Raw genomic sequence first — 21,528 nt, 5'->3', positions numbered from 1 at the left:
TGGGGCAGCGCATCAAGGTTTCGAGCGCTGCTTCATGTCTTTGAAGCGCTGCATGATGTCGATCACCAGCGAGTTGACGGCAAGAATCTTCATGGCTCGTGTGACAGCGACGTATAGAAGGTTCAGCTCATCGTCGCGTTTGCCTGCGTCGATGTCAGGTGAAAGCGGATCCGCAGAAAAGTCGTCATAAAGTCCAACGAAGTCCCACTCCAGACCTTTGGCTCTGTGCGCGGTGGTAAGGGTCACGGTTGCATCGAGCTCCGACGTGACAGATGCAGCACGCAGCTGCTCGATGCGTTGGGGCAGATCTGCATAGTTTTCGATGATTTTGATCGACCGCAGCATCTCAGGATCCTGCGTGGCCTTCGCGATCACGACATACTGGTCGTAATCGGCATAGTCGGTCAGCAATTTGCGCTGTTGGACCTGGTCATTCATATGCCGGCTGAAATAGAACAGGTCCTCCAGATCGCGCAAGGAATAGCTGTCGATCCCTCCGATCCACTGCATGCGGTGGTTTTGGTTGACCAGGCGCAGCGCGTTCTCGATCACACCGCTCACAGTACGGTGCAGGTAGGTGCGGTGAGGGAGGTCGTCCGGTAAGGCTCGTTTCACCAACGTCGGCTGTCCCAGGCCTTGCAGGGGGATCTTTTCACCCTTGAAGGAAAGGATGACGTTGGCCACGTAGGCAACTGCCGGTCCAAATCTGAAGCTCTGAGTCAGGAAGTGTTTCTCTGCGTCCTTCATCGCCGGGCTGTTTAAAGCATCCACAGCGCCTCTGAACCGATACAGCTGCTGATGCCGATCACCTACAGTGACTTGAGTTATTGTTTGGATCTGGACCAGGTTCGCGATGACCGGGTTCACGTCCTGCCCTTCGTCGAGCAAAATCGCACCGAAACGCTGGCTCAGATCTGGCTGGCTCATCTGGTACAGCTTCAGATAGCCATCGTGCGTCATGGGGACTGAGCGATCGTTGATATCGACCATCTTCTCCCAAACGCCTCTGGTCAGGTTGAGCGCTTTACTCATGTACTGCTGCTGGACCGAGGTCAGTCTGCGGTTGCTCTGGAATCGCACAAAGTGGTCTTCCAGCAGCTCCAGATCTTTGCTGGCCATGAAAGCATTGAGGGTCGAAACGATGTCTTTGGCCAGCTCCCAATCCTGGGTATTGATCGTCCTCGCGATGTCGGTCAAACGCAGATTGCCAGCCTGCTTGTGTTTGTACTGGCTGCCATAGACAGCGTAGGCAAGGCCGTGAGCTGTTTTGCAGGTCACGTTGCGTGGAAAACGGTTCTTTGCCGCGATCTCAACGGCTTTGTTGTAGCAGAGGTACAGCATTTTGACCGACGAATTATGCGTGGCGTAACCGACGAGTGTCGTTGTCTTCCCGGTACCGGCAAATGCCTGGACCAGTAGCTTCTTCGCGAAGGAGTGAATAGCTGGCAGTTGTTCTTCTGTCCATTGCATGGAGGGCACCTAAAGGTATTTTTTGAAGCTGGACGCCGTAATGCTGACCGCCAGGCCGAGCAGTGCTGCGCATGGCAGGAGCACCAACAATGGGCTCACGCTGAATGGCAGAGCCAGGTAGAGGCTCCAGGGGATGATCACCAGCGGCACCATCGTTGCTCGAGCTTTGTGATATAGGTAGCTGGACTCGCGGCCGGCACCGAACCGCCGCAAGTCTCTGCGTACCAGTCCGTCCACAAAACCAACAAACGCCGTCATCACAAATAACGGGATTGCGAGGGTCAGGATCACCAGGCGCACGCAAAACACCAGTGTCGTGTAGAGCGCCGCAAGGCCGTAATCCTGAAACTTGCTGACTCCCACGCCGAGCATGTAGCGCATATCGAAACCGCGTGATCGTTGTCCTGTCGCAGCATAATCAGAGGTGTGTTGAACCCAGTCCTGAAGCCCGGTCTTGACCACCAGCCAGTCATATGTGGTTTGAACCAGCCATGTCGCCGTTCGGCCTGGCTCTTGAACAACCACACTCTGCAGGAACCCCTTGGAGAGCCAGCTGAGTTCATGATCGAGCATTGCACGAGCATGCTGCCAACCGGCCTCCGGCCAGAAAAAGTACATGCAGATCCATTCGACGATGATGGCTCCCCCCAGAGAGAGGAACATCACTGCCGCGAATCGGAAGGGCAGGGTGAAAAGAGATCCTATGAACGACTGTTCGTGGTCTTGTTGCTGTTTCGCGCGATCGGCAACGTCAGCCATATCAGATGCCCCCTTGCCGATCGCTCAACCCGCCGAGAGTCATGCCGCATCCTCAGGTGCAGCACCGATTTTTTTGAAGTCGTCGAGCAGATCTGCAGGCAGCGACTCGTTGAGCGTCTGATAACCAGGCGCTGACCACCAGCCAGTGTCGTCGACCTTGCCCACCTGATACGTCTGACGCATGCTTTCCGCCAAGGCCTGCAGATCTGCCGGCATCACCTCATCAGGATCATGCCCGGGCAAAGGCATTCTTATTTTCCACAGATTGCCGCCCTCCATGAGAGCAAAGCATTGGCCCTTGGGGAGGCCGACGACATGCGCTGGCTCAATCATTGGCACGCTGACCTGCTGAACTTGGTCATGACTGGAGGACGTGAACGCGGTACTGCCCGTTGCACTGTCATTCGCCGAGCTGGCCGGGGTGGATGTGAAAACCTGAACCTTAGGCAACTGGTTTGTCAGCAGCTCGGCGGTGGACGTTTCGCGGACGCGCAGCATGAACACGTTGTTGAAGTTACCGATCACCTGGCCAGCCTTGGCCTTGTTGCCGATCTTCGCTTCGATATCGCTCATTGTCTGGGTGTAGGCAGTCACCTGCATGCCGGCACCACCACCCTTGTTGATCATCGGAATGAATTCCTCACCCATCAGCTCGTTGAACTCATCGGCATGGAGGTTGATAGGCACTTTGGTGCCAGGGACGCCGCCCGGTAGTCCGTCGTCGACACCGAACTTGTAGATATGGCCAGCGACCGAGACCAGGTCGGAGAACATAGAGTTGCCGACGGCAGCGGCGACCTCTGTGTCCGACAAGGCGTCCAGGCCGATATAAACCACGGCCTTTTTGCGGACCACCTGCATCCAGTCAAAGATCGGTCGAGGATCGTTCACGTCCTGATAGTCCGGCGAGATCAGTTCCGCCATGCGGCCTGTTGTCAGCTTCTCAAGCAGTGGCAGCAGCGAGGCGACGATCTTGTCGAAATAGGTCTTGTCGTAGCGGACCGCGCTGCGCAGTCCATCCATCACTGGATCTGCCACGCGCGTCTGAGACAGGTATTGATCGATGGCCACCACGCGGAACGGCCGACCCTTCATGTTGAACGGTACGTTTTTGTCGTTGAGCTTGCCCTCAATGGCGACGATCGCCTCCCAGGCCTTTGGATCAGATTCATCAAAGTATTTAGAGGCATACTCCTGGAAAATCCCTTCGATGTTGATCACGTGCTGCTGGATCTGGAGGTAGTCAGGTCGGCGGCCCAGTGCGACCAGGGCTCTTGCGATGATGTTCACGAAACGCCAGGCGAATTCACGGAATGCTGCCGAGTTTCCTTCGCCGGAGAGTTGGCCAGCGATCCGGGTGGCCACCTCCGAAATCCGACCAAAACGTCCTACGGCGTTGTAGCGTGCCGAGTGATCCGGCCAGCCCAGGTGGAACACATAGAATTCATTCAGGCGTCCGGCGCGTTTGGCTTCGAGATACATGCGCTTGAGCAGATCGGCGTCGCCCTTCGGGTCGAAGACGATAACGACTTCATGCTGGCCGTGTTTTTTACGCCGAATGTCCTGAGTGATGAACAATTCAGCCAGGCGCGTTTTTCCGACACGGGTAGTGCCCAGGACAATTGAATGGCCTACTCGCTCACCCAAAGGGAGAGAGACGTTCTCCTCGTATGGCTCGATGCCGTGCAGCCTTGGCAAACCGCCGACGGGGGGCAGAGGTCGCACAGGATTGATGGGCACGTCCCATGATGTGGCTCTGGCCAGAAGCCGGACCGGGTATGGGGCGAACTCAGCTCTTTCCTCAAAACGACGCGCTGCGCGGAAAAGGGGGGTAGCTTCAACGTAGCTGGCGTACTTCGGCAGGTAAGTGTCCATCAGCCGCTGGGTATGGCGCTGCTGCCAGCGAAAGCCAAGACCGATGAAGAGACGTTGATTGCTGACCGGCACTTCTTTACTGGTCATCGTGTAATGAGGCAGTCGACGGATGTTTCGGCGATAGCGCAGCACCTGCCATGCTTGTTTCAGACGCATTAAACCCAAAGCGAGAAAGCCCGCGGAGGTCACGATGCCGAACAGCGGAGTAAGCGCAAACGCCCAGGGAGCGAACACGCACAGGAATGCACCTGCAGCGCACACGTACACGGTGTACAGCTCTACGGCGGGTCTGAGCAGTGATTCAATGGCGTAATCGTGAGCCATAATCCGACCTCCTATTGCTCGATGGCGGTTGGGGTGATCAACACCGGATAGTGATTCAGGCCGAGTCGTTGAGAAAGCTCGTCACCTGATGCGGGGGACACGAGCGCGTCGGGCAACCAACTCCTGACTACGGCAAGTCGTTCTTGTGTGGCCACGTTGACCACCAGTCCTACGGCCTGCATCTGCTTCAGCACCGCACCGCGTTCTTGTAGCCATCGGCGTGATGTTTCATCGTCACCGATCAGGAACAAAGGCTGCAGGCCTGGCGCGTTGATGATTCGGCCCTGAACTGTCCCCGGAGTCATTCGAGTGGTGCGTACCGGCAAGCCCTGTGCTGCTACAGGATCCAGTTGCGAGGTCAGGTCATTTGAGACAGAAGAGGACGGCTCGGGATTGAGAGATCGATAGTAAGGCAGCGCTGAGTCACCACCTTTGTCTTCAACCACGGTGAGCTCTGCAGCTTGGCAGATCATAAATGGCAGGCAGAGCGCTGCGCCGAGGATCACTGATCGGGTCATGGATTGGTCACCAGCATTTGGATGCCGGTTACCCGGCTGAGATGTTTGGCAAAGGCCTTGCGGTAATTGGCGGCTGGAGCGCCGCCGGCAGGCCGGTGATAGCGTCCGGCTACGGTGATCCAGTCACCGCCAAGCGCGCGCAGTTCGGCGAGCATCTGGGCAGCTACATCGAGGTTCTTGTAGGGATTGAGCGCGTCGCACGGATTGCTTGATTTAAATCTCTGGCCGTTCCAGCCCATGTTGACCTGACCTAATCCGACGTCGACCCGCTTGGGACCCGCCTGCGCGAGTGCGATGATAAGTGCGGTGCAGGCATCGGCACGGGTTGCAAAACGATAACTTGCGCCGGCAACGTTCAGCGTCCAAGGCCACGGGACCAGTTGGCCCCGCAGTGGCGTCCCGCTTTCCTGCAGTGCCACCGAGTAGAGCACTTCCGACGGAATGTTCGCGGCGTGAGCAGCCAGTTGATAAGCCGGCGGCGGAAGCTCGGCTGCACGGCTTGTCAACGCGAAGCACAGCAGGGCAAGGCCTGCCCACGTCACTGACGCAGCCATTGCCCATTCACCTCTCGCACAACGGCCGGTAACTCGCCACCCAAGCTCAGGCCAAGCCAACGTCCACCGTCATGGTTGAGTGTGATTTGTCGGGTTCTGACATTCGCAGGGTCGATCCCCGAGACAATCGCCCAGTTACGAATTCGCTCATCGTCGTTCTGGCTACCCACCATGTACACGTCAAACGGCTGCTTCTGAGCTTGAAGGGCCTTAACCCGAACGGAGCACTCCGGGCAATCGTCCTTGACGAACACTGCCAATCGGCCATTGCCCTGGTTAGCAGGGCTCGCGGTCCCCCCCTGGGACGCCGAACTGGCGATGGGCATCAGATTGGGATAGAGGCGTTTGAAGGCATCGTCATATGCGCGTTGATACGCCAATTCTTTTGCCGTGCGCTGCGCCTCGGCTTTGACCTGGAGCTCTGCATACCGCCGGCGCTCTTCATCATTGCGGGCTTCGATACCCAATGCAGTTAGCGGATCCAGCCCGGGGGAATACACACCTCGTGAACTCTGCATCAGCGTTTGATAGCGCTGCCATTCCTGAGGACTGAGGTTCCAGTCTCGTGCCAGCATCTCGTCGCTCGATTGCGATTGGCTGTCCAGCAAAGCGCTCTGCTGCTCTCTACTGGTGGACTGCGCTGAACTATTGCTGGCGGCGTTGGCCATGCCAGTTGCTGAGAGCAGGATCACTCCCGTCAGTGTGAACATTCGCAAGGTGTAAATGGACATGTGAACCTCTAAGGGCGCAGGGGCAGTATGCGGGTGGAGCCGTTGATGCTGAACAGGGCGCGCGAGTCATCCAGGCTGTTGAGCTGCCAGTTGCTCCCCGCGACCACGTCGCCCGGGCGTACCAAGTTCAATTGACTCAGTTGAGTGCTGCCAGGCGGGGCAACTGACAAGAAACGTTCGCCCCCGCGATACTCCACACCCACGACCGAAAACGGTGGAGGAGCCTCCGGAACTTTGGTTTGTGCTGTTGATTTGCGGGAGGGGGGTGGAGTCTTTGGCTTGGCTGCCGTGATTTGAACAGATGCTGGTTTAGCCGCACGCAGGTCTTGGAGTTTCACCTGCAGCTCCTCGATCCGAGCCCCCATGACCACAACCTCTTCCATTGTGGCACCCTGCTGGGCAGCCTCCTTCGCCGCCTCCTGCACCTGCTTCAGGAGGGCTTGAACGGCATCGATGCGGTTGGACAAAGCCTGCTGGCCGGCTCTGAAATCATCGATGGTCACGGACTTCATCTGGCTGGCGGCATCGAGCCGGTCATCCACGCCATTGATGCGTTGGGTGATGGCGTTGACGGTTTCCAGGTTTGCAGCGGACTCAAAGCCGGCATTGAGGTGGAAAATCTGCCACTGCTGGTAGACCAACATGCCGATCAGCACGATCAGGGTCAGTATTTGCAGGATGGCAGCGCGGGAAAGAGAAGGGCGCAGTGGCAGTTTCATGAAGGACCTCACTCAAGATGTGAGGCAGGTTCGCAAAAGCGATCATCAGAATCAGTACCAAACCGTTTTTGGATTGCGTTGGGTTTCCGAGAGAGAAATTCTCCTCCTGGGAATTCGCGAACATTCTCAGGGATAACCTCAGGATTTCGGGCTGATCTACGAGGGTACTCAACCGGTCAAGGAGGTAAGTCTTCTTGCGCAAAAGTTTGTTAGGATGATATCGTACGATACAGCGCTACGCTCCACGCCTTCCGGGCTGCTGAATCCAATACGTTGGACACCGGCCTGGTCATCGACTGATGAATGCGTTGCCAATAGCTGGGAAAGCACCAGAAACGTATTCGTTTCAGAGCAGCAATCCTTTCTATTGACGCTGAGGGTGGAATAAGCGATAGGCTGCAGGAAAGGGGAATCAATTAATTGATTCCCCTTTTTTTTCGATCAAAAAAAGTCGTTCATGAACATGTTCAGGTGAGACGTTTTAGTGACCTCACGGGTCTCATTATGGCAATTCACAAATGCTCCCTTAACCGATGGGTTTCGCCCCGACCCGCGATTCACGTTGAAGTGCCTGAGAGGATCATCCACTTTCCTGCCGAACCTGAATCTGCCGTTGAGGTCACAAGACTTAGTGTGAGGTTCACCTGTTTGGAACTGTGAGTGATGTTCTTTCCCGTATAAAAAATGCTTATCATCATCATCTATAAAGAAATGTGTTCGATCCTTGTTTTTACGCCTGGGTTTCCGTCTCTTTCTGCGGATGTCTGTCAGTAGAATCTCTACCTCTTTGATAAAGGTGTCACTGTGTGTTTCACAACGTACCTTGTCGAGTAGTTGGCGCCATTCATCAGCATCAAAGTTCAGGGCTGGCAGGATCGAGACAAGGTAATTTTCGCCCCTTGCATTGAGCTGCTTGAAGGCACTGAAGTGATTTAGGAGCCGAGACAGATGATGTTTTAGAAATGGCGCAGGATTCTCAACTCGTTGGGGAATTTCCAGTCTATAGCTGAAAAGCGCCGTTGGAGTGAAGTCGATTTTAGTCGCGCAAGCGTGATCCGCAATTACGAGTAGAGCGTCATTGCAAGCTGATTTTGCGTGAAAATAGTCTTCTAGTGTGTCCCAATGCCCAACCTCTGGAGTACCCAACTCAAGTTTTATTGCTGTTTCACTGAGGTTAGCGGGAAGGGCGACGCCATTGCGGAGCTTTATGAATTCCTTTCGAAGAAAGTCGTTCGTGGTTGCCAGCGCAATGAAAACGTTCATGGCATGCGGTGCAATTTTGCCAGCACAGAGACTGGGATATTGAGGTTTACTAGATCCTGATCATCTAGCTTGCTAAGGATGTCGAGTAACCGGACTGCGTGGCTGTCACCGGTGTACTTCTGCTTTTGCTTTACAGCATCCTCCTCTTGCGGAAAATCGTAAGACTCTTCGGCGGGAATAAGCCCAATCTTCGCGCGGTGCTGCGGGTGAGTGACAACTTTGAGGTGGCCTTGTTCGGCTAAGGTGCTTACAAAGGCCTTCAATGAAGTATTTCCAAGGATGGACTTATAGTCTGCTATTCCCTTCTCGGACAGAGAGCTGGGTAGGTTGCTCAGCAACAACGGGCTGCTGTAGGCCGCCCAAAAATCCCGAGTCGCGTGGATCAGCGTGTCTTTGAGTTGTTCGTTGTTCATCGTAGGTCCCTCCAAATGAGGGCACATATTCTCCTTGAAGGATGCTTAAGGCAAGTGGCCATGTGGCATGCGCTTCAAGATAAAGACTAGAGTAAGCGTCTGTTTACATGACTCGAACCCCATGGCCTGCGGCGCTGGGGGCAGGAAGTGTGTTGCTTGGAGGCACCCGAAGGATATAAAAATGGCCACCCGAAGGTGGCCATGTTCAAGCGTTGATGAGTTGTCTGGCGAGTGCCATCTCTACGGAATCACCATCCTGGTTCAGTGAATCCAATCCAGACTCTGGAACATCCCCTGAAGTGCTCTGCGATACGGCGATCTTCTTGGCCATCAGTTGCAGGCAGGTAATCTGAGAACTGCCGATGTAGCCGAAAAAGATCACCCGGACGTCCTGCTTCTGTCCGATCCTCCATGAGCGCCTTGCCGCCTGTTGCACCGTGTAGACGTTGTAACCCGTCTGCATGAACGCAATGGTCGGAAAGTCCAGCAGGTCCAGACCTGTTTTTACGAGCTCCGGGTTGGTGATCAGTACGTCGACGCCTCGATCAACCTGGTCAAGGATCCAGTCCTCGCGCCTGGCGGTGTCCACCGATGCACGCAGCACTGCCACCTTCAGTCCCGATTGCTCGAGCACCCGCTTCATGCGGCTCGTGGTGTCTCTGGTACCCGTGTAAACCGAGTAGGCTAGAACCTTGCGGTTCCGGGCTTTTTCAGCAAGACATAGGTCCAGAAGGGCCTGTTCCTTCGGCATGAGCTCGTCATCATCGAAGACCGACGGCACGAAAGCCAACGTGTCTCTGGATCGAGGATGTTTCACCACCTCAGGTCGAAAGCAGCAGTCCGGCCATGCCAACAGCACGTTCAACACCACCCCTAACAGCGTCGTATCTCTACGAGCCAGCGCCTGCCGAAGCTCGGCGGTCAATGTCTGGGCAAGCTTACGGTGAGCCGCCTCCTGGTCTGGAGACATCGGTACGTCAATGAACTCCTCCCGGTAACCAGGTAGCACGTTGCCGCCGATATCCTTGAGTTTCAGGAACACAGTGAAGGGTAGAACGAAGCGGTGAATGCCTTTCGGGCCGAACCCCGGAGCCTTGACCGTCCGCACTGAGAGTTTCTTACCTTTGGCAGTCTTGTGAGAACTGCCATCACGCTCGGTGTAGATATCCTTCAATACCCCGTGATCCCGCATAAAAGACATCGCCGCCGGCGCCATGCTTCCTCGCGCGTTGGGCTGATAGCCGTCCTCGATCATACGTCTGGTGAGGATTCGGAACAGGAGGTAGAACAGATCGTCTGCATACCCGCCCATCAGAGTGCCGGTCAGCAGCACAGTCTTTCGTGCTTTGGCTGCGAGCACGCCCATAGCCTGACCTTGTGCCGATCCACTGTTTTTGTACTCGTGCCCCTCGTCCACGACCAGTAGGTCGAAGCACCCATAAGGTAGGTAGCGCTTGATGAACTCGGTGGGTTGGTAACCCCCTTCGCCGAACCCGAACTCGATGTTCGCCATCGCACGCTCCATGCGCTTGGCCTGGCGGTCGCTGAAGATGAAGTTGCCTTTGGCGTCCATCAGGTTGATGAACTCAGAGACATTGTCCAGGAGCATCGAGGCGAGAAAGTCTTCGCCGAAGTCAGATAGAAGCCGTTCTGCACGAACAGGTCCGATTGTAGGGATGCGGCACATCGACTTTAGGATCGTGTTACGGCGGCTGCCGCCATCCGATTTGCCCGGGCGCATCAGCGTCCATAAAGCGGCATCACAGTGTTCGCAGCGTCGACGTCGCTCTTCACGCTGAAATTCCTCAGCGGTGATCAGATTGCCTTCCTGGTCCTGGAGCAGACGCCCACAATCTGGACACGCTGCCAGGCTCCTTCCACCGCCGGCACGTCGCTGCCAAAAGGCCAGACGCCAGTGGAACCCCATCCGCATCCGCACACGGCCGAGAATAAAGAACTCCTGACGTCCGTCGTAGGTATCACCCAGTTGATCGCGCAGCTTCAGCAGCTTGACCAGGGTATCCGGTCCGTTGAGCACCCAGACGCGAGCGTCTGGGATGGTTTCGAGGATTTCGCGCCGCCACTTGTAGACCAGGTGCGGAGGCGCGATGACCATCGTCCTGCGATAACCAGCTCCATGCATGACTGCAGCGAGAGCGATGGCCATCATTGTTTTGCCTGTCCCCATCTCGGCATTGATGATGCCAGCCTGCTCATTCTGATCGAGCAAAAGCGCGGCAATTGCCTGGACCACTTGAGCCTGGGCAGGGAAGGGCTGTCGTTTGAGGCCGTCCAGCACCCACTGCCGAGCCGGATTGTCGATGCCGGCGTAAACCGGTGGGTTGGAGCGGTTGAGTGACTCCAGGAGTTCGTCGCCAAACTCTTCGATAAACTCAGTGAGCCCGATGTTCAAAGTTGGCACACAAGGGTGGCCTGCAGGCGCAGCCAAAGGCAGGTCGTTCATGATGTTTCTCCACTATTGGGTTAAACAGGGCATGCACGACACCACCAAGGGTATTGTTCATACCCTGAGGTGCGGTTAGATGATTGAAAGGTGTTGGTAAAGTTTCTTAGTAGTCAGATGGCAACATGACTGTTGTTGCTGAGCGATCAGACTCGGTAATGATCCAGAGTCTGGTCTCATCCTCTGCGTCGATGTCATACCCGGAAAACAATCGGCCATCAGCACTCAGTGCTTGCTGGTTGCTGTCCCAGTCGTCGTTCGAAATCTCGCCCCAATCGCCCGTCGCGTGACGCCGCAGGTACTGCCTCACGTCGAGAGAGCTATTTTGAAGCAGACTTTGAACGCTGTGCGTGACCATCACACGGCCCAGTTCAATTGAAGCGTTCTGACTACTTGCAGCAGTGTTTGAGGTGGTTTCGTGTGTAGCTGGTGTTGTCGCATCCGAGCTGATGGTCAGTGCGTACCCTAGATAGGATGAGCCTGGCGTCATATCCCATGCCCGAATCCTGGGCACAAAACGATCAGTCAAGATCCGTGTCTCAAACACGTTGCCGTCCTCGTCCTCAGTGAATTCGGTCTTGGGAACCTTATCCTTGTAAGTGTCGCCCTTGAGCACCAGGACACGCCCGGAACGAGAGGTCACTACACCAGTTATGGCTCCAGCAGCGAGTGCCAGTGCCAAGTGCCACCGTGAAAGTGCCTTCACCGGGGCCCGCGGTTGAGCGCCAGTCTGGCCAAAGTGCAGCGTAAAATCAGGCCATAGGCCTCTCAGACGAAGAACCTCTTCACTGAATTGCTCGCGTTCAAGAGTGATTCGGTAGAAGTGTTCCAGGTCATTAGCGATCGGTAGGACAGCGTATTGCTCCCATGGCCAAGTGGCCGGTAGCAGATCAGCAGCTTCTTCCCCGGATCCGATTGCCCGCAGATACTCACGCATCGCCGCCAGTTCCCGGGATCTTGCCAGATCCTGACGCCGTACCCTGATTCCGAATATCACGACCTGTTTGAACGTCCGGTCTACCGCGGCGCAGATCCGCAGCCCGGTAAAGTGATTGGTGAGCCAGCCACACAGCTCGTCGTCCAGCACGTAGTGAGGAACGATGAATACCATCACCCCTCCGTACTGAAGCAACGGCAGTGACCGTTGGTAAAATGCCTTCTCCAGCCTTTTGCGGCCGCTACCCTGGTACTGTGAAGCGCCAGAGTGATCAGCGACCAGATCCCCGTAAGGAGGGTTGAGCCAGAGCAGTCCGAAGGACTGTCGAGAGATCATGGTGTCCATCAAGTCACCCTGCAGCACTCGGTCCAGCAACGTTTTCGAGTGATCAGCGCGCTCTTTGTCGTACTCAACCGCATACGTCTCTGTTCGGTCTCGCTCCAGCCGGTGTGCGACCTCAGCCAAAGCCACTCCTTCTCCCGAGCACGGATCAAGAATCCGCATCCGTCCCGAGGTCGCCGGCAACAATGCCTGCAGAGTGCGCTCCAGAGTCAGTTCGTCAGTCGGGTAATAGCCGTTGCGTGCAAAATTACGGGCAAGCCGTGAGAACATCAAAGCCATGGTTGGCTCCTTGGACTGGTGGGCGTGAACTACGCCGTAACTTCAGTGGTGAGCTTCCCTGCGCGAATGAGTTCGCCGAGAGCTTTTTCGAGCACGTCCAGCTGCAGCGACAAACGCCAGGCTGTCACCGAGCCAATAGCTCCCGGTAGCGGGTGCAACATGTTGTGCGCAGTAAGGACCTCCATCACCGGCTCACGCCAATGTGGAAGGAACGGAAGAGGGCAAGTGTCTACGATCAGCGGCCACAACCTATCGAACGGGTCTTGGGCTTGATTGATGAGCGCGTAAGCAGAATGGTTTGCTCTATCCGGCTGCGAGCAACGCTGATCGAACAGCCATAAGTGCAGCAGGCTGCCGAAGAGCGTTCCGCGAAGCTGGCGAGTGGTGCGTTTTTCCAACAGATCCGTATTAGGGAACACCGGGATGCGTTGGTCATTCATGACGATGTGGAACTGGTCCAGGCCGTTCTCGGTGGTACCGAGTGTGAGTCTGGCCAGAAACTCCTGCATGGCCGTGTCGCGGCCCCAGGCTGATAGAAATATCAGGTTTCGCTGCTCGTCACAGACGCACGCGTCGACGTACAGATCCGGGCATTCTTCGATGTGAAAGAGTTGAGTGCGGTTCGGCATTAGGTCCTCCAAAACACGAGGGGAACCGCCCTGAGGGGCGGTGATGCCCCTCGGGATTCAATGTGTTTAGCGGATAAATTCGGGTTTATCGATTGCCGCCCGAGTTTGTTCTTCTGTCTCGTACTGCCAGCGACCATCAACGAACGCATCGCGGTCGAAGTCGTAAACTTCAAACATGACGTTTTTGTCGCATGGGTTTAGATGGGTGCAATACAGCTCACCCTCTGAATTCAAACCGGCTGCCCAGTGAGCCCCCAGTTTGAGTCGGTAACCCGGTCGACTCTTCAGCAGCATCGTGTATATCTCTAGGATCTGATCGAAACTCAAAGGCTCAGCAGCCACGAGTTTTTTCTCAAGCGGATCGAAGGTTACGGTGTTTGTTTGATACAACGGGCTTTGCCCAGCAATGAATATCTCGCATCGGAAGCGCGGTCGCATTGCTATGGCCGCGTCTGCCTGTTCTACGGTCAAGTCAAGTTCGTCGACCAGAATGTTCCAGATTTCAGAGTCAGGCGCTTCTTCGTTGTTGGTGAGTTGATCCTCAATGATATCCAGGATCGCTTTCTTGATATTTATGAAAAGCGGATGCATGTGATGCTCCTTCAGTTAGTAATGAGGAGCACCCATGAGGGAGCCCTCAGGGGATGTAAAAGTAGAAAACGCTCAGTTCTGAGCAAGGTCAATAAGTGCTGAGATTCCAAATCTGCAGCTTGAAGTCAAGCTCATACCCGAGCTCGCCAAGGCGAACACATTGTTGCCGCAGACGCTTACGGTCTACAGTTGTGTCCAGCTTGACTGAACGTCCAATCGGCCAGATCGTGCCGAACAGCTCTGCATCAGCCTCATGTGCGGTGACCTGTTTCTCAGGCTCGGATCTCGACATCCCGAACGGTGCGTCACTGCCAGCAGAAACTGATCTTCTCGGAGTTGTTTGAATAGTCGGGCGAGGTTTGGTTGACGACGAGCCTCCCGAGGCTTCTTCGTCGAGTGGGTCAGTTTCGTTGTTGGACAGCCTCTCAGCCTCGTCTGCGCTCAGGTTGGCCACATCGTCCAAAGACATGCTGTCCAGCCTGGCGCGGACTTCTACCACTAATCTGCCGCCGTTTGTGTAGTAGGAGGGACGAATTTCGGTGATAACAAAATCACCTCGATATTTGCCCTCGTGGTACTGGTCCAGCAGCGCGTCCTTGATAACGAACTCACCGATGGACGTCGAAAGTCGCCCAACGTTGAAAGCGCCGTTGCGACCGCTGATGGTGCGTATGGCCAAATAGCCGGGCAGGTTGATCATGACTACTCCGGATTATCGGGCAGGCCACTAATATGGGAGCCCGAAAAAAAGCCCGAATATTCGGGCTTGTTCGTGGTTGCAGGTTGCTAACTGGGTCAGCAAAGATAGAGCGGCTTTTCATCCCTCAGCGAAATACACAGGTACGAATTACCGTGTACTGCATCAATGCGATGGAGTTTTAGCTCCAGCCATTCACGCCCTGAGCGGTCACCGTTAGGTGGGAAACGATAGATACCGAAGTCTATCTGGGTTTCATCGGGTTGCAGGTGGAGTTCACGATACGCTTCGAGTACGACTTCGCCTAGGCGAGTGCCGACTTCTGCAATATGTGATGGGGCTTCCAGGTGAACAGATTCATTCCATGCGGAAGGCGTCAGCACAACTGGCAATTTCAGCAAAGTGGATGGCAAGTGGTTTATGGCGGTGGACATAGTAGTTCTCCAGGTGCGGGTAACCACCTGGCCCGACCGGGTGGTGAATTACCCGGTCAGGTTGGTTTTCGTTCTTGAGAACGTTTGGTTAGAGTCTTTCTGTTACAGCGGATGGGCTATCAGGATATATATCTATCCCGCACCATTCCCGAAGAGTCCAGTAAGACCTGAGGATTGCAGCATCTTCAATATACGAGCTGTGGTCCGGTGTGAAATTCTCAACGTGGTCCAATAGGGCCAAGTCTTCGAGCTTGTCCAGGACATCCTCCCAATACAAACTGGAAAAGCGATCTGGAGGCGTATCTTTGTTCAAAACCTGTTGATAGATACTATCTTGAGTGTGTGCTTTTGAGATCAGAAAAGCGAGCTCAAGTCGCAAGGTAAGTCTATTAGTATTACTGTCCATAGGAGCTCCAATATAAGGGCCCCGGACCCTTAAGGGTGGGGGCCTTAAGGGTAAAGTAGAAGGTTTAGTGTCAAGAAGTGATCACCATACCTGTCATTGCAAGAAAAGTGGCGACCAGTCCTCCTGCGCCGATCTGTGTCAGTAGTTGAGCGGAGAGCTGTTGTCCAAATTCCAGAAAAAATATGCTTAGCACTGTAAGCACGAGTGTAGCGATAGCGAATTTCATGAAGTCGTTACCTACTATGTGGAGAAAAGAAAAGGCGCCTGCAGGGCGCCTTGAGGTTGTAAAAAATCTATCAAGCGGCTTGTTTCTCTCCTCGTCCTGCGCGAGCTGGTTTTGCTCGTGTTGGCTTAGGGGGAGTAGCAGCTGGAGTAGCCACATCAGTTGGTTCGCTGGAGGCAGACGCCTCGGATTGAACGACTGGGGTAGCTTCGGACTCTGAACTTTCAGAAGAGGCAGGTGCTTCTTCTTTCTGCGGAGCCTGATAGACGTATTCACCTTCAACTTTGATCCAGGCAAGGTACAAGAGACGGCCTTTGAGGCTGACACCTGCTTGGCCCTGCTTAGCACCACTGCTGTAAGTAAAAACATCAGCCCAGATATCGCCGATCCGGAAAGAGACAAGAACCTTCTTCTCGGCAGCAACAGCTTCCTGGCAACGGCGAATCAGCTTGTCAGCTTCAGCACCAACCACGTTGCAGTCAATGTAGGCGTACTCAGGTTTCTCAGATGTGCCTTTGAGGGCAGCTACTGTCACAGCCATGAAAGGAGCGCCCTTACGAGGCTTCACTTCACGAATGCGGTTGAGATAGCCAATGCCGACGGTGTGCAGGTCGAAGTATTTGGTTTCGTTGGTAGAATTGCTCATGATGTATCTCCAGTTTTGAGTGTTCAAAGCGGAGATACACTTCGCCCAAGGGGAAGGTATTCCCCGCATGGGTGGTAAAGCGAAATTTTACGACAATCAATGCATGAATCTGAACGCAGTAAGCATAACGCCTACAGCAGCAGTCAGCATGACGGCCATACGAATGGTGAGTTTCAGTTCGAGTCTAGACTCGAGAGTGTCGATGTCGGCTTTTGTCGCGAGTTGCGTTTGCATATCCGACTCCAGAGCATCGACGACTGCAGCGGCGCGGTCTTCCGGAACATCGATTGAAATCAATGCTTGGTACAGCGCAATACTGCTTTTCATGAAGGTCTCCTGCTGGGCACGAGACCAACCCTACGGGAAAGGTCCCGATGGGGTGAGAGAATCATTGTGCATCCATCAACCAGATAAACTGATCAACCGTTCGCGCTTCCGAATGCTTTGCGAACTGGGGGTTGGATTAATGCGAAAAACGCATCGTAGTCATGAAATCCAGACTACCTCGGGCATGTTGCTGACAACGTCAGCGGTACATGGCTTTAGAATCCTTTAAGGGCGATTCGTTTGTCAACCCTCCAAATGAAAAAAGCCCCTCAATACATGAGGGGCTTGCCAAGGGTGGGGAGTATTAGGCAATGAGCTGGTCCAAAGGACCCATCACAGGGGCCTTGACTGGTGGTTCAGCATCCTGCTTTTGGGATGTTTCAAGCGCCTTCGATGCGCGAGATTTCCGGGGTTTCTTTACGGGTTTGGCTTGAATTTCTTGCATGTGGTGATCATACCAGCCAGCAAGATCGACGTGTTTGCATCGAGCCAATGCCGGCAGGCGGTATTGTTCCCACTGTTCGTTGGACATCACAGGTTCAGGCATTGTCCTGACTTGCTGTGGTGCGACTTGCACTGGTTCAGGATTAGGCTTATGAGTGACTGCACGGATGCATTCACGCAATGCTGTACCAACCATAACGCCAAAACGAAAGCTTGCTGTACTCATGATGTTTCTCCAGGGAAAATTGCGGAGAACACCGCCCGAGAGGGGAGTGATTCCCCGCTGGGTGAGTGACGCGTTTAATGTGCATCCATCGGCGTTTGAAACACCGATCGTTCGCGCCTCCGGAAGCTTTGCGAACTTTAGGTTGGATCAATGCGTAGAACGCATCGTAGTCGTGAGATCCAGACTACCTTCGACGAATAGTTGATAACTCCAACGCCTTAATCCACAAAGTTTTGAGGAGGTTACGGATAGGTTTGCTTGCGTATAACATTTCTTGTTGACGCCATTGTTCATTCATAAGCTCCCATTCCTCATCACTCATCGCGAGGGCTGGATCACTTATTTCAAAGACTTCAGCATCAGTAAGGTCACAATCTTCAGGTCCATAGTGCTCATAAACCTCTGGCCCAGTGAACTCAAAACAACCGCATGGGCAGGTGTCTTCAGTAAGACCGTGACTGCAGATTCCATGGCTTCGATTAATTTCCCTTGCCGCCTTGATTTCTGACGGGGAAAGATAATCATAGTCCAAGCGTGCATAGGTAAACGCATCTGCTGCTTCAAGCGCCAGTTCGTCATCGCCGAAAGTCTCAATCATCTGAGAGCAGAAATGCTCAAAGACCATCGTTTCGTATGTCGGAAATTGACGGCATGCCTCGCCATAAAGCATATCAACGCGTTTCGTGATTTCAACATTCTGAGATGCTGAGTGCATAGCCGTGTGATTCGACATGGTCAGTCTCCGTTCAAATAGTAGAAAACGGAGAAACTTGTCCCTAAGGGAAAGTATTCCCCGAGGGCAGGTGAGTTGTATGACATGACTCAGCCAAGCCGAGTGCAGCGTTGCGGGCGATGTGAAATATGCATCCATCGGTAACCAATACCGATCGTTCGCGCCTCCGGAAGCTTTGCGAACTTTGGGCGGGATCAATGCGTGGGACGCATCGTAGTCGTGAGATCCTGACTACCCGGGCATGTTGCTGACAACGTCAGCGGTACATGTCTTGAGAATGTGAATTCTTTGAAGGCTTGTCAAGCACGAGCTGTCGGGTTTGGCCACGACCAGCGTGAGATGCTTGTGTCAGAGCTCTCTACGACAGTATCTTCCTTCTGCTTGACTTGGTTCGCAGGCAGCAACCACGGCATTTGTCGCATCAATCACGGACTGCAGTCGACGTGTGATCATTGGGATCTCATCATGCTCCAAGGCTCCCCCTACTCTCAGAATCGCAGCGAGTTCTAAGGCTGCCTGAGCCGCTTGGTTCTCAACTGTTTCTGGTCTTACTGGAGATTGCTTAGACGCAAGTTTAGTGATCATCCAGTCAAGCACTCCCTTCAGCACACTCATGTTAATTCCTAATATTGATGAACGCAAAATACAGCGTTCCTTACTGACTCAGCCCCGCAAAAGCGAGGCGTAATTAGAGCTTGTTTTATTCACGCGAAAGAACAACCTGTTAAAGGAATTTCACGCGAACAGACGCTTTATCTGGCTGGAGAAACAATGTTGTTCTAACGCTGACTCAATGGGAATCGTGCTGAGAGCTATCTCATTGAAGACGCTAGCTCTCAGCCGATGTGTACTTTGCAACAACTTGTAAAGTTTGCCACCTGTGAGCGCTAGCTCAGCGAGGATCCCTGGGCATTGATCGCACGCATTGCTACATCGACATCACCCGGCCCGTTGTCGTGGCTTGGGCCAGTTATCAAAAGGCACGCATTCGCGCACAAAGGGAACCCGTTTTTTCACCGGTGGGCGCCGGCAGCGAAAAGTGGCTACCTCGGAAGGTAACCTGGTCATCCAGCGTTGCGAGATGACCAGGTTACCTGCCGAGAGAGTCGGAAGCGTTTTTAAAAAAAAGTGGACCGCAACACCAGTGCGGCCCTGAGACGACTATGCATCGAACCTTCTGTGAACTCTGTGTGCCTATGAACCCGCTTTCACGAGTTAGACGGCTGCGTGTCTGCTACTGAACAGGGAGACACAGGGAGAATTCACAACAAGATCTGTACGCCCCTCCCGATGCTTTGCGTACTTTGGGGGAGGAGAATGAAGGCAAGGCCGACTTCTCCAGGGTGTCACTGATGACCGTCAGTGACCAGCGGGGTGGAACTGGTAGTAGCCCCATTGTGGCACATCATTTGTAACCCCGCTATCACCAGCCTCTCAGCTGCTCTTGACAGTAGCGGCTCGGGGCTTGGCTGACTTGCCAGGTGATTTTTTCTTCCCTGTACCAATGTTCACCGTACCTTTGCATTCGGGGTAGCGGGAACACGCCCAGAAAACGCCTGAGGATCCTTTACGCTGCGAGGTTTTCGCACTGCACAAAGGGCACTTGGGACCTTCGGGCACTTTGATCGACAAGGTGGTGCCTTTGTATTGTTCGACGAGCCTGGTGATCCAGCTCGATTGTCTGGCGATAAAATCATCGAGCGTCAAGGTGCCTTGCTCGATCATCGTAAGCGCTTGCTCCCATATCGCAGTTGTGCCGGGATCGGCCACAGCAGGAGGGACCGCATCAATTAGCGAGAATGCTGCTTCAGTTGCTCGCAGCGCGCTACCTTTCTTGATGAGTGACCCTCGGTCTATCAAGCCCTGAATCGTGCCTGCGCGAGTTGCTTCAGTACCAATACCGGTGGTTTCCTTGAGCTTTTGAGCCAGTCGTGGATCCTTCACCAGCTTGGCAATGGTTTTCATCGCTTTGATCAATGTACCTTCGGTGTAAGCCTTGGGCGGCTCAGTTTTCAGCGATTTGAGATGCAGGTCCTGAACGTCACACCGAGTGCCAATTTGCAGCACTGGCAGGATCTGAGAGCGGCCGCCACTGTCATCAGCCTCTTCTTCGGACGATGCAGAAAAAAGAACCTTCCAGCCTGGGACCACGATTCGCTTGCCCACTGCTTGCAGTAGAACGGCATTGCATTCGAAGGTGGCCACGGTCCGGTCGTACTCATGGGTAGGCAGGAACTGCGCAAGGAAGTGGGCGCGGATCAATTCATAGACCTTGCGTTCCTTCTCAGACATTGCTGAAAGGTTTGCAGGTTCAAGCGTGGGGATTATCCCGTGGTGGGGACCAGTGATTTTTTTGTCATTCCATGCCCGGGAACGTTGCTCCGGGTCGATCAGTTGCAGCGTTTTGCCGATGGATGGATCCGTTCGATTCAGAGCATCGAGGACCATCGGCACTTCGTCAAACATGCTCTCCGGCAGGTACCCGCAATCGGTCCTTGGGTAGGTCGTCGCCTTGTGAGTTTCGTAAAGTGACTGTGCTACGTCCAGCGTCTCTTGCACACCCATCCCAAACTTTGCAGAGCACACCTCCTGCAGGGTGCTCAGATCGAACGGGAGCGGAGCTGGATCCTTGCCACGCTTTGTATCAACAGAAACTGTTGAGGCAGCCTGACTACTTTTCAGCGCGGCCAGTGCAGCAGCTGCAGCAGCTTGATCAAGGCAACGGCCTTCCTCATCTACCACGTACTCATCGGCGACCCATTTCGCCAAGAACGATTGTCCTGCCGTCCAGAGTTGAACCTCGACACTCCAGAACGGTTTGGGTATGAAGTTCGAGATATCCCGGTCGCGGTCGACCACCAGGCGAAGGGTCGGTGTTTGGACACGGCCCACGGAGAGCACACCGGTGTACCCGGCCTGTCGGCCGAGCAGGGTGAATAGCCGCGAAAAATTCATACCGATGAGCCAGTCCGCTCTGGAGCGAGCGAGCGCCGAGAGGTACAACGGGTAGGTTTCTGAGCCTTGCTTGACGGTGTTGAGCGCTTGGCGGATGGATGCTTCATTGAGCGCAGACAGCCATAGCCTCTGAATCGGTCCTCGGTACCCACAATACTCGATCAGTTCGCGCGCGATCATCTCCCCCTCGCGGTCAGCGTCTGTCGCAATGACGAGCTCGGTAGCCTGCTTGAGAAGCTGCTTGACGATCTTGAACTGACTGGAGGTTTTCGGCTTTACGAGCACTTTCCATTCAACAGGCAGGATTGGAAGTGTATCCAGGCTCCAGTTTTTCAGGTGATCGCCATAGGCATCCGGTGGAGCCGTTTCCAGCAAGTGCCCAATTCCCCAGGTCACGGCCACACCATTGCCCTTGATGCAGCCGTCACCTCGTGTCTTGGCCCCGAGTACGGCGGCGATGTCTTTACCCTGGCTGGGCTTCTCGCACAGATACAAACGCATAAGGACTCCGATGAGGTCGTTTTACTCAAAGGAGAAACATTGCCTGCTTGAGAAGTTATGCGCCTTAG

Annotated in this window: 22 protein-coding genes; all 22 read right to left on the bottom strand. The window is 54.4% G+C overall.

Translation table 11 applies throughout. The annotated features are described in order from the left end of the window. Positions 1-12: 12 nt before the first annotated feature. The gene (locus tag RYB66_RS08095) at positions 13-1,470 is read right to left on the bottom strand and encodes a UvrD-helicase domain-containing protein (RefSeq protein WP_083181163.1); all 1,458 of its coding nucleotides are present in this window, start codon (positions 1,468-1,470) and stop codon (positions 13-15) included. A gap of 9 nt (positions 1,471-1,479) precedes the next feature. Further along, complete coding sequence (locus RYB66_RS08090; RefSeq protein ID WP_003425101.1) at positions 1,480-2,229, bottom strand: TIGR03747 family integrating conjugative element membrane protein; 750 nt, start codon at positions 2,227-2,229, stop codon at positions 1,480-1,482. A gap of 39 nt (positions 2,230-2,268) precedes the next feature. Then, a complete protein-coding gene (gene traD, locus RYB66_RS08085; RefSeq protein WP_087677435.1) occupies positions 2,269-4,428 on the bottom strand; it encodes a type IV conjugative transfer system coupling protein TraD in 2,160 nt (719 codons plus the stop codon). Positions 4,429-4,439: 11 nt separating this feature from the next. Further along, positions 4,440-4,946: an integrating conjugative element protein gene (locus RYB66_RS08080; protein WP_003435734.1), complete on the bottom strand. Its 507-nt coding sequence runs from the start codon at positions 4,944-4,946 to the stop codon at positions 4,440-4,442. Further along, positions 4,943-5,500, bottom strand: a complete 558-nt coding sequence (locus RYB66_RS08075) for a transglycosylase SLT domain-containing protein (RefSeq protein ID WP_074952376.1) — start codon at positions 5,498-5,500, stop codon at positions 4,943-4,945. The genes RYB66_RS08080 and RYB66_RS08075 overlap by 4 nt, the downstream gene beginning before the upstream one ends. Further along, positions 5,485-6,231 (bottom strand): TIGR03759 family integrating conjugative element protein, encoded by a 747-nt coding sequence (locus RYB66_RS08070; RefSeq protein WP_016567472.1) that lies wholly within the window; start codon positions 6,229-6,231, stop codon positions 5,485-5,487. Before RYB66_RS08070 ends, RYB66_RS08075 begins: the two co-directional genes overlap by 16 nt. 8 nt (positions 6,232-6,239) lie before the next feature. Continuing rightward, on the bottom strand, positions 6,240-6,950 hold the full coding sequence (locus RYB66_RS08065) for a hypothetical protein (RefSeq protein WP_029572125.1): 711 nt from the start codon (positions 6,948-6,950) through the stop codon (positions 6,240-6,242). Between the two features lie 441 nt (positions 6,951-7,391). Beyond that, complete coding sequence (locus RYB66_RS08060) at positions 7,392-8,213, bottom strand: hypothetical protein (protein ID WP_029572124.1); 822 nt, start codon at positions 8,211-8,213, stop codon at positions 7,392-7,394. Beyond that, on the bottom strand, positions 8,210-8,626 hold the full coding sequence (locus RYB66_RS08055) for a hypothetical protein (protein WP_229621099.1): 417 nt from the start codon (positions 8,624-8,626) through the stop codon (positions 8,210-8,212). The genes RYB66_RS08060 and RYB66_RS08055 overlap by 4 nt, the downstream gene beginning before the upstream one ends. A 205-nt stretch (positions 8,627-8,831) precedes the next feature. After that, positions 8,832-11,090 carry a DEAD/DEAH box helicase gene (locus RYB66_RS08050; protein ID WP_016567474.1) on the bottom strand — a complete coding sequence of 753 codons (2,259 nt, stop codon included), beginning with the start codon at positions 11,088-11,090 and terminating at the stop codon, positions 8,832-8,834. Positions 11,091-11,196: 106 nt separating this feature from the next. Further along, positions 11,197-12,648, bottom strand: a complete 1,452-nt coding sequence (locus RYB66_RS08045) for a DUF6094 domain-containing protein (RefSeq protein WP_003425086.1) — start codon at positions 12,646-12,648, stop codon at positions 11,197-11,199. A gap of 29 nt (positions 12,649-12,677) precedes the next feature. Then, a complete protein-coding gene (locus RYB66_RS08040; protein WP_029573114.1) occupies positions 12,678-13,277 on the bottom strand; it encodes a hypothetical protein in 600 nt (199 codons plus the stop codon). A gap of 66 nt (positions 13,278-13,343) precedes the next feature. Beyond that, positions 13,344-13,868 carry a hypothetical protein gene (locus RYB66_RS08035; RefSeq protein WP_003425083.1) on the bottom strand — a complete coding sequence of 175 codons (525 nt, stop codon included), beginning with the start codon at positions 13,866-13,868 and terminating at the stop codon, positions 13,344-13,346. 88 nt (positions 13,869-13,956) lie between these two features. Beyond that, positions 13,957-14,568, bottom strand: coding sequence for a DUF3275 family protein (locus tag RYB66_RS08030; protein ID WP_003317516.1), 612 nt, complete (start codon positions 14,566-14,568; stop codon positions 13,957-13,959). 95 nt (positions 14,569-14,663) lie between these two features. Further along, positions 14,664-14,999 carry a hypothetical protein gene (locus RYB66_RS08025; RefSeq protein WP_054991125.1) on the bottom strand — a complete coding sequence of 112 codons (336 nt, stop codon included), beginning with the start codon at positions 14,997-14,999 and terminating at the stop codon, positions 14,664-14,666. A 476-nt stretch (positions 15,000-15,475) separates the two neighbouring features. Continuing rightward, a complete protein-coding gene (locus tag RYB66_RS08020) occupies positions 15,476-15,631 on the bottom strand; it encodes a hypothetical protein (protein WP_003317518.1) in 156 nt (51 codons plus the stop codon). 70 nt (positions 15,632-15,701) lie between these two features. After that, entirely contained in the window at positions 15,702-16,274 is a 573-nt protein-coding gene (locus tag RYB66_RS08015) for an STY4534 family ICE replication protein (RefSeq protein WP_004409789.1), read from the bottom strand. Between the two features lie 96 nt (positions 16,275-16,370). Next, positions 16,371-16,601 carry a hypothetical protein gene (locus RYB66_RS08010; RefSeq protein WP_003425076.1) on the bottom strand — a complete coding sequence of 77 codons (231 nt, stop codon included), beginning with the start codon at positions 16,599-16,601 and terminating at the stop codon, positions 16,371-16,373. A 304-nt stretch (positions 16,602-16,905) separates the two neighbouring features. Further along, positions 16,906-17,148 (bottom strand): hypothetical protein, encoded by a 243-nt coding sequence (locus RYB66_RS08005; RefSeq protein ID WP_003317521.1) that lies wholly within the window; start codon positions 17,146-17,148, stop codon positions 16,906-16,908. A gap of 307 nt (positions 17,149-17,455) precedes the next feature. Continuing rightward, positions 17,456-18,004: a regulator gene (locus RYB66_RS08000; RefSeq protein WP_087677437.1), complete on the bottom strand. Its 549-nt coding sequence runs from the start codon at positions 18,002-18,004 to the stop codon at positions 17,456-17,458. Between the two features lie 348 nt (positions 18,005-18,352). Next, complete coding sequence (locus tag RYB66_RS07995; protein ID WP_017699420.1) at positions 18,353-18,619, bottom strand: hypothetical protein; 267 nt, start codon at positions 18,617-18,619, stop codon at positions 18,353-18,355. Positions 18,620-19,438: 819 nt separating this feature from the next. Then, positions 19,439-21,460, bottom strand: a complete 2,022-nt coding sequence (locus RYB66_RS07990; protein WP_003425069.1) for a DNA topoisomerase III — start codon at positions 21,458-21,460, stop codon at positions 19,439-19,441. Positions 21,461-21,528: the final 68 nt, after the last annotated feature.

Origin of the sequence: Pseudomonas syringae group sp. 243L2 (genome assembly GCF_032587875.1) — a bacterium.
Lineage (GTDB): Bacteria > Pseudomonadota > Gammaproteobacteria > Pseudomonadales > Pseudomonadaceae > Aquipseudomonas > Aquipseudomonas amygdali.
This window is presented reverse-complemented; position numbering and strand designations above follow the sequence as displayed.